This is a genomic window from Evansella cellulosilytica DSM 2522, assembly GCF_000177235.2.
GTDB classification, from domain to species: domain Bacteria; phylum Bacillota; class Bacilli; order Bacillales; family Salisediminibacteriaceae; genus Evansella; species Evansella cellulosilytica.
This window is the reverse complement of sequence record NC_014829.1, coordinates 4,527,726-4,542,698: the sequence shown is the minus strand read 5'-3', so window position 1 is coordinate 4,542,698 and position 14,973 is coordinate 4,527,726. Positions and strand designations below refer to the sequence as shown.

Annotated in this window: 11 protein-coding genes; all 11 read left to right on the top strand. The window is 38.3% G+C overall.

Features of this window, described 5'->3' with window-relative positions; all coding sequences use genetic code 11:
• Positions 1 to 55: 55 nt before the first annotated feature.
• The gene (gene argC / locus BCELL_RS20750; RefSeq protein ID WP_013490758.1) at positions 56 to 1,096 is read left to right on the top strand and encodes an N-acetyl-gamma-glutamyl-phosphate reductase; all 1,041 of its coding nucleotides are present in this window, start codon (positions 56 to 58) and stop codon (positions 1,094 to 1,096) included.
• A 27-nt stretch (positions 1,097 to 1,123) separates the two neighbouring features.
• The gene (gene argJ / locus BCELL_RS20745) at positions 1,124 to 2,350 is read left to right on the top strand and encodes a bifunctional ornithine acetyltransferase/N-acetylglutamate synthase (RefSeq protein WP_013490757.1); all 1,227 of its coding nucleotides are present in this window, start codon (positions 1,124 to 1,126) and stop codon (positions 2,348 to 2,350) included.
• An 11-nt stretch (positions 2,351 to 2,361) separates the two neighbouring features.
• On the top strand, positions 2,362 to 3,165 hold the full coding sequence (gene argB / locus BCELL_RS20740) for an acetylglutamate kinase (RefSeq protein WP_013490756.1): 804 nt from the start codon (positions 2,362 to 2,364) through the stop codon (positions 3,163 to 3,165).
• Positions 3,158 to 4,354 (top strand): acetylornithine transaminase, encoded by a 1,197-nt coding sequence (locus BCELL_RS20735; RefSeq protein ID WP_013490755.1) that lies wholly within the window; start codon positions 3,158 to 3,160, stop codon positions 4,352 to 4,354. Before argB ends, BCELL_RS20735 begins: the two co-directional genes overlap by 8 nt.
• Positions 4,351 to 5,439 carry a carbamoyl phosphate synthase small subunit gene (locus BCELL_RS20730; RefSeq protein WP_013490754.1) on the top strand — a complete coding sequence of 363 codons (1,089 nt, stop codon included), beginning with the start codon at positions 4,351 to 4,353 and terminating at the stop codon, positions 5,437 to 5,439. Before BCELL_RS20735 ends, BCELL_RS20730 begins: the two co-directional genes overlap by 4 nt.
• Entirely contained in the window at positions 5,426 to 8,686 is a 3,261-nt protein-coding gene (carB, locus tag BCELL_RS20725) for a carbamoyl-phosphate synthase (glutamine-hydrolyzing) large subunit (protein WP_013490753.1), read from the top strand. The genes BCELL_RS20730 and carB overlap by 14 nt, the downstream gene beginning before the upstream one ends.
• Positions 8,665 to 9,642: an ornithine carbamoyltransferase gene (argF, locus tag BCELL_RS20720; RefSeq protein ID WP_013490752.1), complete on the top strand. Its 978-nt coding sequence runs from the start codon at positions 8,665 to 8,667 to the stop codon at positions 9,640 to 9,642. The genes carB and argF overlap by 22 nt, the downstream gene beginning before the upstream one ends.
• Before the next feature lie 70 nt (positions 9,643 to 9,712).
• Positions 9,713 to 10,978, top strand: coding sequence for an argininosuccinate synthase (locus tag BCELL_RS20715; RefSeq protein ID WP_013490751.1), 1,266 nt, complete (start codon positions 9,713 to 9,715; stop codon positions 10,976 to 10,978).
• Positions 10,979 to 11,074: 96 nt separating this feature from the next.
• Complete coding sequence (gene argH, locus BCELL_RS20710) at positions 11,075 to 12,460, top strand: argininosuccinate lyase (protein WP_013490750.1); 1,386 nt, start codon at positions 11,075 to 11,077, stop codon at positions 12,458 to 12,460.
• A gap of 869 nt (positions 12,461 to 13,329) precedes the next feature.
• The gene (locus BCELL_RS20705; RefSeq protein ID WP_013490749.1) at positions 13,330 to 14,025 is read left to right on the top strand and encodes a Na-translocating system protein MpsC family protein; all 696 of its coding nucleotides are present in this window, start codon (positions 13,330 to 13,332) and stop codon (positions 14,023 to 14,025) included.
• Positions 14,026 to 14,177: 152 nt separating this feature from the next.
• Positions 14,178 to 14,903 carry a Na-translocating system protein MpsC family protein gene (locus BCELL_RS20700; RefSeq protein WP_013490748.1) on the top strand — a complete coding sequence of 242 codons (726 nt, stop codon included), beginning with the start codon at positions 14,178 to 14,180 and terminating at the stop codon, positions 14,901 to 14,903.
• Positions 14,904 to 14,973: the final 70 nt, after the last annotated feature.

Below are 14,973 nucleotides of genomic sequence, written 5' to 3'. Positions count from 1 at the left end.
AATTCATCAAGGAGTATAATAATGAACTAATCAAGGGAATGGGAGGTTTGTTAACGTGGTAAATGTAGCTGTTGTTGGGGGAACAGGATATGGGGCTGTTGAGCTAATTCGCTTGTTAAATAAGCATCCACATGTCCATTTAAAATCAATTATCTCTCATTCTCAGAGCGGAACAGAAATAAAAGAAGTTTATCCTCACTTAACGAATATTATTAATGTTCAGATGAATGAATGGAATATACAAGGACTATCATCAGATGTTGATGTTGTATTTTTTGCAACACCACCTGGAGTTAGTCAAAAATTAGTACCAGAATGTCGCAAAAATAATATAGCTTGCATAGACTTATCAGGTGATTTTAGGCTAACGTCTCAAGAAGTCTATGAAACTTGGTATGGTACGTCGGCTGCTTCGGAAGATTATTTGCAGGAAGCTACATACGGCTTAACAGAGTTGTATGAACAAGAAATTATGAATAGCAAACTTATTTCTAATCCGGGTTGTTACCCGACTGCAACGCTACTTGCGTTATTACCAATTGTAAAAAAAGGTTGGGTAAATGTTGAGTCGATCATCATTGATGGCAAATCAGGCGTATCAGGAGCAGGTAGAAAAGTAGGGCTAGGAACACTTTATTCTGAAATTAATGAAAATTTAAAAGCTTATAAACTAGGAGAGCATCAACACATACCAGAAATTGAACAGTTTATTCAAAAGGAATCGGGTCAGGAGACGCAGGTCACCTTTACAACACACTTAATTCCAATGACAAGAGGACTCATGTGCACCATTTATGTAGATTTAAACGAAGAAAAGACGACAGAAGAGCTCATTAATTTTTATACAGACGTATACAGTCAGCATCCATTTGTCCGTGTTCGGCAAGAGGGTATTTACCCAGCGACGAAAGAGGTAAGTGGCAGTAACTACTGTGATATTGGTATACACGCAGATGCACGAACTGGAAAAGTAACGATCGTATCGGTGATCGACAATTTAGTCAAAGGAGCAGCAGGTCAGGCCATTCAAAACTTGAATGTCATGAACGGTTGGGACGTGACGCTAGGATTAAAAGAAATACCGATGTACCCGTAAAGAGAAATGAAAGGATGGACTGATCATATGCAAACGACGATAAAGAAAAAACTTCATGTGTTAACGAACGGAAATGTAACAACACCTGAAGGGTATAAAGCCGGCGGACTTCATTGTGGAATAAAAAAATATAAGCTAGATCTTGGTTGGATTCAATCTGACGTGCCAGCAAACACTGCAGGAGTATATACTACAAACCAATTTCAAGCAGCGCCATTACATGTTACGAAAGAAAGTATTGCAGTTGAAAATAAAATTCAAGCAATATTAGTTAACTCCGGCGTAGCAAATGCGTGTACAGGAGATAAAGGGCTTGAAGATGCTTACGAAATGCGTCATCTTTTTGCCAGTAAGCTCGGAATTGAAGATCACCTTGTAGCCGTTACTTCTACAGGGCTTATCGGAACACACTTACCGATGGAAAAAATTAAGGCAGGTGTTTCTGAGTCAGATAAAAGCGAGCATATTGACACCGATCGATTTGAAAAAGCGATTTTAACGACAGATACATGTGTGAAGCATATCGCAGTGCAGTTTGAAATTGATGGAAAAAAAGTGAGTATCGGCGGTGCTGCAAAAGGGTCAGGGATGATTCACCCTAATATGGCAACAATGCTTGCTTTCGTTACAACGGATGCAAATGTTGAGCAAGAAAGCTTATCGAATGCATTAAAGCAAGTAACAAATAAAACATACAACATGATTACTGTTGACGGAGACTCAAGTACAAATGACATGGTGCTCGTTATGGCGAACGGAAAAGCAAACAATGCACCATTAAATGAAAACCACCCGGAGTGGGAGAAATTTTTAGATGCGCTTGAACAAGTGAGTCAAATACTTGCGAAAAAGATTGCACGAGACGGAGAAGGGGCTACGAAGCTCGTTGAGGTAGAAGTAAAAGGAGCACAATCGGAGGAAGCTGCTAGAAAGATAAGTAAAACGATTATATCTTCTAACTTAGTAAAAACAGCGATTTATGGTGCTGATCCGAACTGGGGGCGAATTGTTTGTGCAATAGGGTATAGCGAGCAACCGATTTTGCCTGAAAAAGTGAGTGTTGCTTTAGGTCCAATTCCTGTCGTTGAAAATGGCCTACCACTTTATTTTGACGAAGAAGTAGCGAAGGATTACCTCCAACAAGAGACAGTATCCATCGTTGTAGATCTTCAGCAAGGAGAAGCGAGTGCGACTGCTTGGGGATGCGATTTAACGTATGACTATGTCAAAATCAACGCTTCCTATCGAACATAAGGAGGAGTCCGATGAATTATCTTGTCATCAAATGTGGCGGTAGTGTGCTAGAAAGATTACCACAATCATTTTATAAAAATATAGCTGAGCTCCATCAAAAGGGAATATGTAAACCTGTCATCGTTCACGGTGGTGGTCCACTCATTTCCTCGCTCTTAACGAAGCTCGGTGTAAATACAACGTTTGAAGATGGCTTAAGGGTAACAACGAAGGAAGTGCTTAACGTCGTGGAGATGGTGTTAAGCGGCTCTGTAAATAAACAAATTGTAGAAAGCTTACAAAAGGTTGGCGGAAATGCTTACGGTATTAGTGGTGTCGATGGGGCTTTACTACAAGCAGCACCTACGACAAGTGCAGAAAAGCTAGGCTTTGTTGGCGAAGTTGTTCAAGTGAAGACAAAATTAATTGATCAAATATTAGACCAAGACTTCATCCCTGTTATATCACCAGTCGGTATTGATCGTGAAGGACAGAAATACAACATAAATGGTGATGTTGCAGCATCCGCTGTTGCGCAAGCGTTAGGCGCGAAGCTTTGCTTTATTAGTGACATCCCAGGTATATACGCGGAAAAGAACGGCGTAACAAAAACCTTTCATGAACTTTCCCAGTCAGAAGCGGAGTCACTCATTGAGCAAGAGGTCATCACTGGTGGCATGATTCCGAAGGTGAGAGCGGCAATTGATGGCTTAACACATAATGTTGATCAAGTAGTCATCTTAAATGGGATGGAAACGAATAGTATTACCCATTTTTTAGAAGGAAAAAAAATCGGCACAAAAATGATAGCAGATAGGGAGATGTACCATGTCTGAGGCGATAAAAACTGAAACGATAATGCCAACGTACGCTAGATTTCCACTTACGATCGTCAAAGGGAAAGGGAGCTACGTATGGGATGATAAAGGAAATAAATATTTAGACTTCACTTCTGGCATCGGAACGTGTAACTTAGGACACGTCAATGACGAGGTGAAAAATAAAGTAGAAGCGCAGCTGCAAGCACTTTGGCACTGTTCTAACTTGTTTCATATCCCATCTCAACAGGAATTAGCTGATTTGCTAACAGATAATAGCTTCGGTGACAAAGTATTTTTTTGTAACAGTGGTGCGGAAGCAAATGAAGGTGCAATAAAGCTTGCACGTCGATATGCGCAAAAAGTGAAAGGAAATGACGCCTTTGAAGTAGTCACATTTAAACAATCCTTTCACGGCCGAACTCTCGCGACATTAACTGCAACAGGGCAATCTAAAATACAAGATGGCTTTGCTCCGCTAGCACCAGGCTTTCGCTATTTACCTTATAACGATATTGAGTCATTAAAAGAAGTCGCTAAGTCAACGACATGTGCAGTACTTTTAGAAGTCATTCAAGGAGAAGGTGGTGTGATTCCTGCAAACAAAGAATGGCTCGAGGAGCTTTCAAAAATTTGTAAGGAGCATGACATTCTTCTCATATTTGATGAAGTGCAAACGGGTATCGGGCGAACAGGTTCGTTATTTGCTTATGAACAGTACGGAATTACACCTGATGTGATGACGTTAGCAAAAGGACTAGGCTCAGGTCTACCGATAGGTGCGATAGTAGCAACGGAGGAAGCAGCTAAAGCGCTGGAAGCAGGCACACACGGTACGACATTTGGTGGTAATCCGATTGTAACAACAGCAGGCGTCGCTACAATGCGTGAAGTAACGAAGTGGTTACCACATGCTACTAATATTGGGGCATATTTAACGGAGAAGCTGAATGAGTTGAAAAATCAATTTGTCGAAATAGAAGCGGTTCGCGGAATAGGACTGATGCAAGGAATCGTTTTAAAAGGGCCAGCCAATGACATCATTGCAAAAGCACGGGATAAAAATATTTTAGTTTTATTAGCAGGTCCAAATGTGATTAGACTTTTACCTCCGTTAACGACTACGAAAGAAGAAGTTGACGAAGTAATAGATTCATTGATTGATATTTTTAAAGCGATGGAATTAGAAAGTGAGGGATCCTTGTGAAGCCAGCATACTTAGTACTTGAAACAGGGGAAGTTTTTGAAGGCAAGCTCATCGGAGAGCTAAATGATATGGTCGGTGAGGTTGTTTTTAATACAAGTATGACAGGGTATCAAGAAATCCTAACAGATCCTTCTTATGCAGGCCAAATTCTCACTTTTTGTTATCCGCTAATCGGAAATTATGGGTTGAACAAATTCGATGACGAAAGCTTAAAAACGGTAGTAGCAGGAGTGATTACTGGTGATATGTGCGATGACCCTAGTCACTACCAAGCGACGAAAAAGTTTTCAGATGAGCTTAAGGAAGCGAGTATACCAGGCTTAACAGAGGTCGATACAAGAGCGTTAGTGAAAGTAATTCGAAAGCATCATACGGTTAAAGGCATGATTACAACAGAGCCATCAACCGATATGTTAAAAAAGAATGGGAAAGACGTTTCAACGGATTTTTGGGTCGACCATGTGTCGACGAAGGAGCCAGTTGTTTATGAAAATGACGGCGAACATGTCGTCTTAATCGACTATGGGTATAAAAAATCAATTTTACATGCACTGTTAAAACAAAATTGTGCCGTAACGGTTGTTCCTTATTACTATAGCTATGAACAAATAGCAGCATTAGAGCCAGACGGAGTGTTATTAAGTAACGGCCCTGGAAATCCTATGAAGCTCGAGCCGTGGTTTAAAGAAATTAAAAGAATCACAGAAAGCTTTCCGACATTAGGTATTTGTTTAGGACATCAATTAATTGCACTAGCGCATGGAGCTAAAACGAAAAAGCTCGCATTTGGGCATCGTGGCGGAAATCATCCTGTCAAAGAATTAACTACTGGAAAAGTAAGCATGACAGCTCAAAACCATGGTTATGTGGTCATTGAAGATAGTATCAACTATGACGACTTTCAAGTGCTATTTAAAAATGTAAATGATAAGACAGTAGAAGGATTAAAGCATAACCACTTACCAATACAATCTGTTCAGTTTCATCCTGAAGCACATCCAGGACCAAGTGATACAGAATACATTTTTAATCAATTTTTACAACAAGTGATTGCTTCTGGAGGGAGAACGTATGCCAAAGCATAACAATTTAAGCAAAGTACTTGTCATCGGTTCTGGACCAATTGTCATTGGGCAGGCAGCGGAATTTGACTATGCTGGAACACAAGCGTGTTTAGCGTTAAAAGAGGAAGGCATAGAAGTTGTCCTCGTAAATAACAATCCAGCAACGATCATGACAGACCAATCGGTGGCAGACCAAGTATATATCGAACCATTAAACATCGAAACGATTGAAAAAATAATAAAAATAGAAAATCCAGATGGCATGATTGGTACGCTCGGTGGGCAAACTGGCTTAAACTTAACGGTCGAACTATATGAAAGTGGCATTTTAGATAAATATGATGTTACATTACTCGGAACATCGGTACAATCTATTCAAAAAGGGGAAGACAGAGAAAAATTTAGAAACCTTATGCTAGAAATTGGTGAACCAATTCCAGAGTCTTCTATTATTGAAGATATGGAATCTGGTTTTCATTTTGTAAAAGAAATAGGTTATCCAGTCATTATTCGCCCGGCATATACGTTAGGTGGTGCTGGCGGAGGGTTTGCAACAAATGATGAAGAGCTTGAGGCGATTTTGAAGCAAGGGTTAACGTTAAGCCCTATTCATCAAGTTTTAATTGAAAAAAGTATTAAAGGCTGGAAAGAAGTAGAATATGAAGTGATGCGCGATGAAAATGATACGTGCACAATCGTTTGTAATATGGAAAACATGGACCCTGTCGGTGTCCATACAGGCGATTCTATCGTTGTAGCACCATCACAAACGTTATCTGACGTTCAATATCAAATGCTCCGAGACTCCTCATTGAAGGTAATAAGGGCATTAAATGTCGTTGGTGGATGTAATATTCAGTTTGCATTAGAGCCGCAATCGAATCAGTATTACATTATTGAAGTAAATCCAAGAGTGAGTCGTTCTTCGGCATTAGCATCGAAAGCAACTGGCTATCCGATTGCAAGAATAGCAACAAAGTGCGCGATAGGATACCATTTAGATGAAATATTAAATCCGATAACAGGAAACACGTATGCTTCATTTGAGCCTGCGATTGACTATATCGTTGCAAAGCTACCTCGTTTTCCATTTGATAAATTTTCGGAGGGTGATCGATCACTAGGTACACAAATGAAGGCTACTGGGGAAGTAATGGCAATAGATCGTTCCTTTGAAGGTGCGCTAAATAAAGCTCTTCGATCGATGGAAATGAAGGCGCATAGTTTATATTTGCCGGCTGTACGAAATAAAACATCAGAAGAAATCGAGGCATTATTAATAAAGCCAACGGATTTAAGGCTATTTGCCATTGCGGAAGCTTTCCGTAGAGGATACACGATTGAACAAATAGCGATGCTAACAGAGATCGATCGCTGGTTCTTAACGAAAGTAAAAAATATCGTCACTTGTGAAAGTGAGCTAGCTACGTACCAATGGGAAATTGTACCTGATGAGTTAATCAAAAAAGCAAAGCACCTTAACGTAGGGGATAAACGAATTGCTGAAATTTTTTCCATCACGGAAAAAGAAGTGAGGCAAAAGCTGAAGCAGCTTCACGTAAAACGAGGCTACAAGCTTGTGGATACTTGCGCAGCTGAATTTGATGCGATTACGCCATACTATTATTCTACTTACCGTGGGGCCGATGAAGTAGAGACTTCAACGAATAAAAAGAAAGTATTGGTCATTGGCTCTGGTCCGATTCGTATCGGTCAAGGGATCGAGTTCGACTATTGCTCTGTGCATGCAGCCAAGGCTGTGAAGAAAAAAGGCTATGAAGCAATCGTCATGAATAATAACCCAGAAACAGTGAGTACCGACTATTCTATTGCAGATAGATTATATTTCGAGCCACTAGCGTTGGAGGATATATTAGCTGTCGTAGAAAAGGAAAAAGTAGAAGGAGTACTCGTGCAATTTGGTGGGCAAACTGCGATTAATTTAGCGAATGAGCTAGAGGCTGAAGGTGTTAAAGTTCTAGGTACATCAAATGAAGTGATAGATAAGCTAGAAGATAGAGAACAATTTTATGCACTTTTAAACGACCTAGACATCCCGCATATAGCAGGAAAAACGATTTCGAATCCGGATCAACTTTTGAAGTCAGCGAATGAGTTAGAGTATCCCGTATTAATTCGACCTTCTTATGTCATTGGCGGACAATCAATGTTTATTTGTTATAACGATTATGAGCTGAACAAATATTTGCACCGAATTATCGAAGATGGTAGTGAGCGAAGCTGGCCGTTACTTGTAGATAAATACTTACCAGGTCTTGAATGTGAAATAGACGTCATTAGTGATGGGGAATCTATCGTCGTCCCAGGGATCTTTGAACACTTAGAAAAAGCAGGTGTCCATTCAGGAGATAGTGTCGCCTTATTCCCACCAATCACTATCGGTGAGCATACGAAGGAAATGGTGATTAAATACGGGGAAAGAATAGCGAAGGCACTGCCGATCGTTGGTATGATGAATATTCAATACGTTGTTCATGACGAGACAGTTTATGTATTAGAGGTAAATCCTAGGTCTTCCCGAACAGTTCCGATCATGAGTAAAGTTACAGGCGTTCCAATGATTGAGTGGGCAACAAACGTTCAATTAGGCGATTCGTTAACAGACTTAAGCGAAGTGCTAGGGTTACTCCAAGAACCTCAATATTATTCTGTTAAGGCACCTATATTTTCTGCGAGTAAGCTAAAGGGTGTTGATCACGTTCTTGGCCCAGAAATGAAATCAACAGGTGAAACGTTAGGGTTAGGACTAACGATAGAAGAAGCATTTTCTAAGGCTTTAGCCTTAAACAACGTAAACAAAAACGAAGATAATAAAGTGCTTTTTTGTTCAATTTCTGATCGAGCAAAAGACGAAAGTGTAGCGTATATTCAATCATTTGTGAAAAATGGTTATGCTATTATTGGGACAGAGGGGACAGTGACGTTTTTACAGGAGAAAGGGATACATGCAGAAGCTATTAATAAAGAGAAAGTGCTTTTACATGACTTCTGGAAAAAAACGACACCTACAATCGTGTTAAATATACCAAATGAAGGCCGTGACGGGGAAAAAATCGGTTTTTACATTAGGGAGCTAGCGGTTCGTTATCAAGTGCCGTATTTTACGAGTAACGATACATTGAAGCCGTGGATTGATGCATTTGAACAAAAAGAAACGATCGAAATACCAAGAACGTTAGGTGACTATCTTGCATATATAAAAAATGGGAATGAAGAGGTGCCGTTATGCCAACTACAAAAAAATTAGAGGATAAAGCAATGATAGAACAAAAGCTGCGAGGGAAAGATTTCTTAACCCTCGCGGAGCTTGAAACAGAAGATATTCTTTTTTTACTAGAGGAAGCGATTGATTTAAAGCAAAAGCAGAAGCAAGGAATTCCCCAAACAGACCTACAAGGAAAAACGCTAGGGATGATCTTTGAAAAATCGTCAACAAGAACGAGAGTATCTTTTGAAGTAGGGATGCTTCAGCTTGGAGGGCACGCGATATTTTTGAGTAGTAAAGACATTCAATTAGGTCGAGGGGAAAGCATCCATGACACAGCAAAAGTACTGTCGAGATACGTGAATGGCATCATGATAAGAACATTTGAACATGAAAAGGTAGAGGAGCTTGCAGAGCACGCGACAATCCCTGTCATCAATGGCTTAACAGACTTACATCATCCTGCACAAGTTTTGGCAGATCTCTTGACGATTTTAGAACATAAAGGTAAACTAAAAGGACTTAAACTTTGCTATATTGGAGACGGAAATAATAATGTCGCACACTCCTTAATTGAAGGTGCTGCAAAGGTCGGTATGAATATCGCTATTGCAAGTCCAAATGCATATGAACCGAATGCAGACATACTTAAAGGGGCTAACGCTGACGCAGAAAAGCAAAATAGTTCGATCTCTTTTACAAACGACCCAATTGAAGCAGTGAAGGACGCAGATGTTGTTGTGACAGACGTGTGGGCGAGTATGGGGCAGGAAGACGAACAGGAAGAAAGAATCAATGCTTTTAAGCCGTTTCAAGTAAATAGTAACCTTTGTAAGCATGCGAAGGATGATTTCATTTTTTTACATTGCTTACCAGCACATCGTGAAGAAGAAGTAACAGCAGAAATCATTGATGGAACACACTCCGTAGTTTTTGATGAAGCAGAAAATAGACTACATGCACAAAAGGCACTTTTAAAAGTCTTGATGAAGGACTAATTTTTTTAAATGTAAATGCATAAAAATACGACAAGCTAGATATTAATTCGTTCAAAGGGGAGAAATGAACATGAGTAAGGGAAAAGTAGTATTAGCGTATTCCGGTGGTTTAGATACTTCAGTTTCAATTAAATGGATCCAAGAGCAGTACGGCTATGATGTAATCGCACTAGGGCTCGACGTTGGAGAGAAAAAGGATTTTGAAGCAATTAAAAATAAAGCGCTCGATGTTGGTGCTGTAAAAGCAATTATGGTCGATGCAAAGGAACTATTAGCGAAGGAATACGTGTTACCTGCATTGAAAGCGAACTGCTTATATGAAGGGAAATATCCATTGTCTTCTGCTCTTTCTCGTCCTCTCATTTCTAAACTATTAGTGGAAGTTGCAGAACAAGAGGGAGCAGTTGCTGTCGCACACGGTTGTACAGGAAAAGGGAATGACCAAGTGCGCTTTGAAGTATCTATTCAAGCGTTAAACCCGAATTTAGAGGTGATTGCACCTGTCCGTGAATGGGGAATGACGCGTGATGAAGAGATTGCTTATGCAGAAGAAAAAGGAATTCCAGTTCCTGCAACGTTAGAAAATCCATATTCAATTGATGCGAATATTTGGGGAAGAGCATGTGAAGCTGGTGTACTAGAGGATCCTTGGGTAGAAGCGCCAGAAGGAGCTTTTGATTGGACTGCACCAATTTCTATGACACCTGATGATGCAGAATATGTTGACATTGAATTTAAAAACGGCGAGCCAGTTGCTTTAAACGGAAAAGAGCTTCCATTAGTAGAGCTTATTGAAACGTTGAATGAAATTGGTGGAAAGCATGGCGTAGGAAGAATCGATCACATTGAAAACCGATTAGTAGGGATTAAATCGCGTGAAGTGTATGAAACACCAGCAGCACTTATTTTAATTAAAGCGCATAAAGAGCTTGAATTTTTAACTTTACCTCGTGAAGTAACACAATTTAAAACACAAGTTGATCAGCAAATGACACAAATGATTTACGATGGTCTTTGGTATTCACCGTTAAAGCAAGCGCTAGATGCATTTGTAAATGAAACACAAAAGGTCGTTTCTGGTACAATTAAAGTGAAGCTTCATAAAGGAAACTTTGATGTTGTTGCAAGAAAATCCGATAACAGCTTATACAACGAAGAGCTTGCAACATACTCTAAAGGCGACGCTTTCGATCATAACGCGGCAGTAGGCTTCATTAAGCTATGGGGTTTAACGACAAAGGTTTACTCCGAAGTAAACGAAACGAAGACAGCAAATACGTTAAAAGAAGAATATATATCCCACAAGGCAGAGAAAAGCTCAAAGATTTTAGGTTAGCATAAGCGTCTCGTCTCGTATAAGACAGTAGGGAGAATTCACTTCCTACTGTTTTTACTATAACGAAACAATGAAATAGAAAAGGAGAATCAACTCATGTCTAAACTTTGGGGCGGAAGATTCACGAAGGAAACGAATAAATTAGTAGAAGAGCTTACAGCATCAATATCATTTGACCAAAAGCTTGCACACGAAGATATAGAAGGAAGCATAGCACACGTGCAAATGCTAGGAGAATGCAATATTATCTCCAAAGAGGATGCCGATAAAATTAAACAAGGCTTACAAAAGGTGAAGGAAAAGCTAGAAAATGGAGAGCTTACATACTCTGTTGCAAACGAAGATATTCATATGAATATTGAGAAGTTTCTAATTGATGAAATTGGACCAGTCGGAGGAAAGTTGCATACTGGGAGAAGTAGGAATGACCAAGTCGCAACAGATATGCATTTATATTTAAAAAACCATACTGTTGAAATCATTAGTTTAGTAGAAGCGGTTCAAGCTGCTATCATAGAACAAGCTGAAAAAAATGTAGACACTATTATTCCAGGGTATACACATCTTCAGCGTGCGCAGCCAATTTCATTTGCCCACCACTTACTCGCCTATTTTTGGATGCTAGAACGAGATAAAGGGAGACTACTCGATAGTTTAGAAAGAGTAAATTGGCTGCCATTAGGAGCAGGTGCTCTAGCAGGTACTACTTTTCCAATTGATAGAGAGCGTGTGGCTGAGCTATTAGGCTTTGCACATGTATATCCAAATAGTATGGATGCAGTGAGTGATCGAGACTTTATTCTTGAATTTTTATCCACTGCTTCGATTTTAATGATGCACATTTCAAGACTTTCAGAAGAGCTCGTCATTTGGAGTAGCCAAGAGTTTCAGTTTGTTGAGCTTGATGACTCGTTCTGCACTGGCTCAAGCATCATGCCACAAAAGAAAAACCCGGACGTTCCAGAGCTGTTACGCGCAAAAACAGGGCGTGTATATGGTAACTTAATGGGATTATTAACAGTATTAAAAGGGCTCCCGTTGGCATACAACAAAGATATGCAAGAAGATAAGGAGGGAATGTTTGATACTGTTGAAACACTTGAAGGCTCCCTGCAGCTTTTAGCACCGATGATTGAAACGATGGTCGTAAATGTTGAAAAAATGAGAAGTGCCGTTAATCATGATTATTCAAACGCAACAGATATAGCAGATTACCTCGTTACAAAAGGATTGCCTTTTAGAGATGCTCATGAAGTTATTGGTAAAACGGTTTTATATGCAATCGAAAAGAAAAAGTTTTTACTGGAGCTATCGCTAGAAGAATATAAGCAGTTTCATGAATTATTTGAAGATGATATATACGAGGTACTTACACCAGAGCATGTTGTAGGGGCAAGAAATAGCTACGGTGGAACAGCGCCAAAACAAGTAAAGCAACAAATCATATTAGCCAAAGAAGCATTGAACAACGTTAAAGGATAAGAGTGAAAAAAATCGCGTTCGTGGCTGTCTGTTCTTAAAACTGAAAGTGTTAAAAGACACCAAGAATATAATGACAAGGAAACCTTTCATTGACATGATGAAAGGTTTTCCTTATATTTGGATCCTTGATGAAAGAGAGGTTGACTCAGAAGGAAAAACCTCTAAAAAATATTTTTATAATTTGATAAATTTGTGGTTTTAAACTATTTTTAAGGTGGTACTTGTATAATTAATAAATGAAAAAATTAAATAGACTATAAGAAGTGATCATCATTTCATTTTCTAGGGCGAGTATGCATTATAAATGTTACTAGTTGATGAGATGTGGCCATAGGTTAATTATTGTTTGACTACGCAATATATGTTAAAATAAAAAAGATTGATGTCTAGCAGTCATTGATCATATTAATCACTATTCTTCATATACATACAAATGAAGCACTATACATATAAAACAAAATGACGGTAAATGGAAGAACAGTTGGTAATCGATCAGTTGCGTCTTAACCATGGCCTAACTTCATTATTATGAGGTTAGGCCATTTTTTATTTTGGCTCTGTTAAAGGACAATGTTGATTTTTGCGAAAGGCGAGATACCCTTACGGGAGTGGAGATGAGGCCACTAGTACAAAACAATTTTAAAAGTGCCTTTAGACTATTCGTTGCGCGACTATTATGAGAAACCGATTTATAGTAGTCTTTCAAAAGATTGAAACGACTAGCTTCATAGCTTTGAGGACTCACCAACCGCTCGAGAATAGCGAGTATCATTAAGCTAAAATCAACAATAGCTTTTATTTTAATAAATAGTGTTTGTACTTCAGTTTTTTATAGGTAGGAAGGAATTGTTCAGGAGGAAATGGGAGTTATGATAAGGCAAAATGGAAGACAGGAACAGTTGACGTTCCTAAGTAGTCAAATGAGTAAACTAATTAAACAAAAGTATGGTAAAGGTCCAGATTCCTGTGTCATTACAATGGAAAAAGGGATGATGCTTGCTCACGTTCGTCATTTTAAAACGCCTGCAGAAGAAGTTTTAATACAAAGAAATGAGGTGACTTTAGCCTATAAATACCGTTCAGTCATTTTAGAGGCTATTTTTGAGCAATTTAAACATGAGATTAAAAAGGCAGTAAACTTAGATATTAATAGTTTCGTACATGAATGGGATTATGAAACAAACACTGGTATTATATTGTTTTACAATAATCAGTTACCGCTAATAAAGCTTAACGTAATGGAAAATGGTATGAAGGAATATGTAATGGTTAAGATGAAAGAGATTTATACAAATATTTGTAAAGCACCTTCTGAAATGAAGTTTTATAAGTACAATGAGAACGTTTATATTATCGAATGCAAAAATGTCATGCTACCAATTGAAAGGCACTTGTATAATAAAGGACATTGTGATCTTCTCCGCTCTTATTCCATAGAAGCTAGTAAAAATTTCGATTCATTAAAGGGTAAATTGCACGAAGAATTTCCTATATTCATTAATGAAGTGTATACGATTTGGGATTACTCAATAAATAAAAAATATATCTTTTTATTGAAAGAGTAAAAAATAATTTTGAATGTGAAATAAATCTCAATTTATTGACTATACTATGTGTATCAATAAAATGGGAAAATAAGTTTATTTTTTGGAAAATATTTAAATAATCTCCATACGTACTATAACATATGGTATGCTTAAATGGATTATTGTTTTTCATGGCAGTAATTCTTTATGTTTTCCCTTCAGAAAGAAGTGTTAAGGTGAATATACAAGAAAAGGCAACGAAAATTAGTAGTTATACTAGTAAGATACTGCGACAAAAATTTGGACGAGGACCAGAATCTTGTCACGCTACCATTAGCAGCAACTATCTCGTGCTTTTTATTAGAGGGTTTATCTCACCAATGGAGGAAGTTCTTCTTGAAAAGGGACAAGACAAATTTGTTGATCATACAAGACAAGTCATTATTGGTCATATTCTGGAAGAGCTTAAAGGTGTCGTTCAAGTCAGTTTAGACGTCGAAGTTTTAGAGATGTTTCACGACTGGAACTTTTCTAACAACTCTGGAATGATGACTTTAATATTGGATAAATCTGTCGAGAAACATCAACATAAACCATCATTTAATTTAAAAATGCTTGAAGATGAAATTTCCCGTATAACAGCAATCGTTCAAAAAACACCTGATAAAATAATGACGGTTCCGCTTTCTGAGAATATAATTATTGTCGAGCGAATCGGTATTTTAATCCTTATAGAAAAGGCATTAATTCAAAAAGGCTATCAGGAGGAACTAAAAATAACGAAAGATAACTTAGAAAAAAGCTATTTCCATCGAGATGCTAACTTTACTAATATTTTCGGAACACACGTACTAGATTTATTTATTGACTGGGATTTTAAAGAAGATAAGTCAATCATGTGTTTCATTATTAGATAATGATTACATAGGTAAATGTGAGGAAGTATCATTTAATTGGTATATGCCTAGCGTGGCCTAACTTCTTAAT

What these genes read in the sequence shown, in the direction of transcription:
- argJ (WP_013490757.1), top strand. Translation starts at nt 1,124, where the DNA reads ATGCAAACGACGATAAAGAAAAAACTTCATGTGTTAACGAACGGAAAT.
- argB (WP_013490756.1), top strand. Translation starts at nt 2,362, where the DNA reads ATGAATTATCTTGTCATCAAATGTGGCGGTAGTGTGCTAGAAAGATTA.
- BCELL_RS20735 (WP_013490755.1), top strand. Translation starts at nt 3,158, where the DNA reads ATGTCTGAGGCGATAAAAACTGAAACGATAATGCCAACGTACGCTAGA.
- carB (WP_013490753.1), top strand. Translation starts at nt 5,426, where the DNA reads ATGCCAAAGCATAACAATTTAAGCAAAGTACTTGTCATCGGTTCTGGA.
- argF (WP_013490752.1), top strand. Translation starts at nt 8,665, where the DNA reads ATGCCAACTACAAAAAAATTAGAGGATAAAGCAATGATAGAACAAAAG.
- BCELL_RS20715 (WP_013490751.1), top strand. Translation starts at nt 9,713, where the DNA reads ATGAGTAAGGGAAAAGTAGTATTAGCGTATTCCGGTGGTTTAGATACT.
- argH (WP_013490750.1), top strand. Translation starts at nt 11,075, where the DNA reads ATGTCTAAACTTTGGGGCGGAAGATTCACGAAGGAAACGAATAAATTA.
- BCELL_RS20705 (WP_013490749.1), top strand. Translation starts at nt 13,330, where the DNA reads ATGATAAGGCAAAATGGAAGACAGGAACAGTTGACGTTCCTAAGTAGT.
- BCELL_RS20700 (WP_013490748.1), top strand. Translation starts at nt 14,178, where the DNA reads ATGGCAGTAATTCTTTATGTTTTCCCTTCAGAAAGAAGTGTTAAGGTG.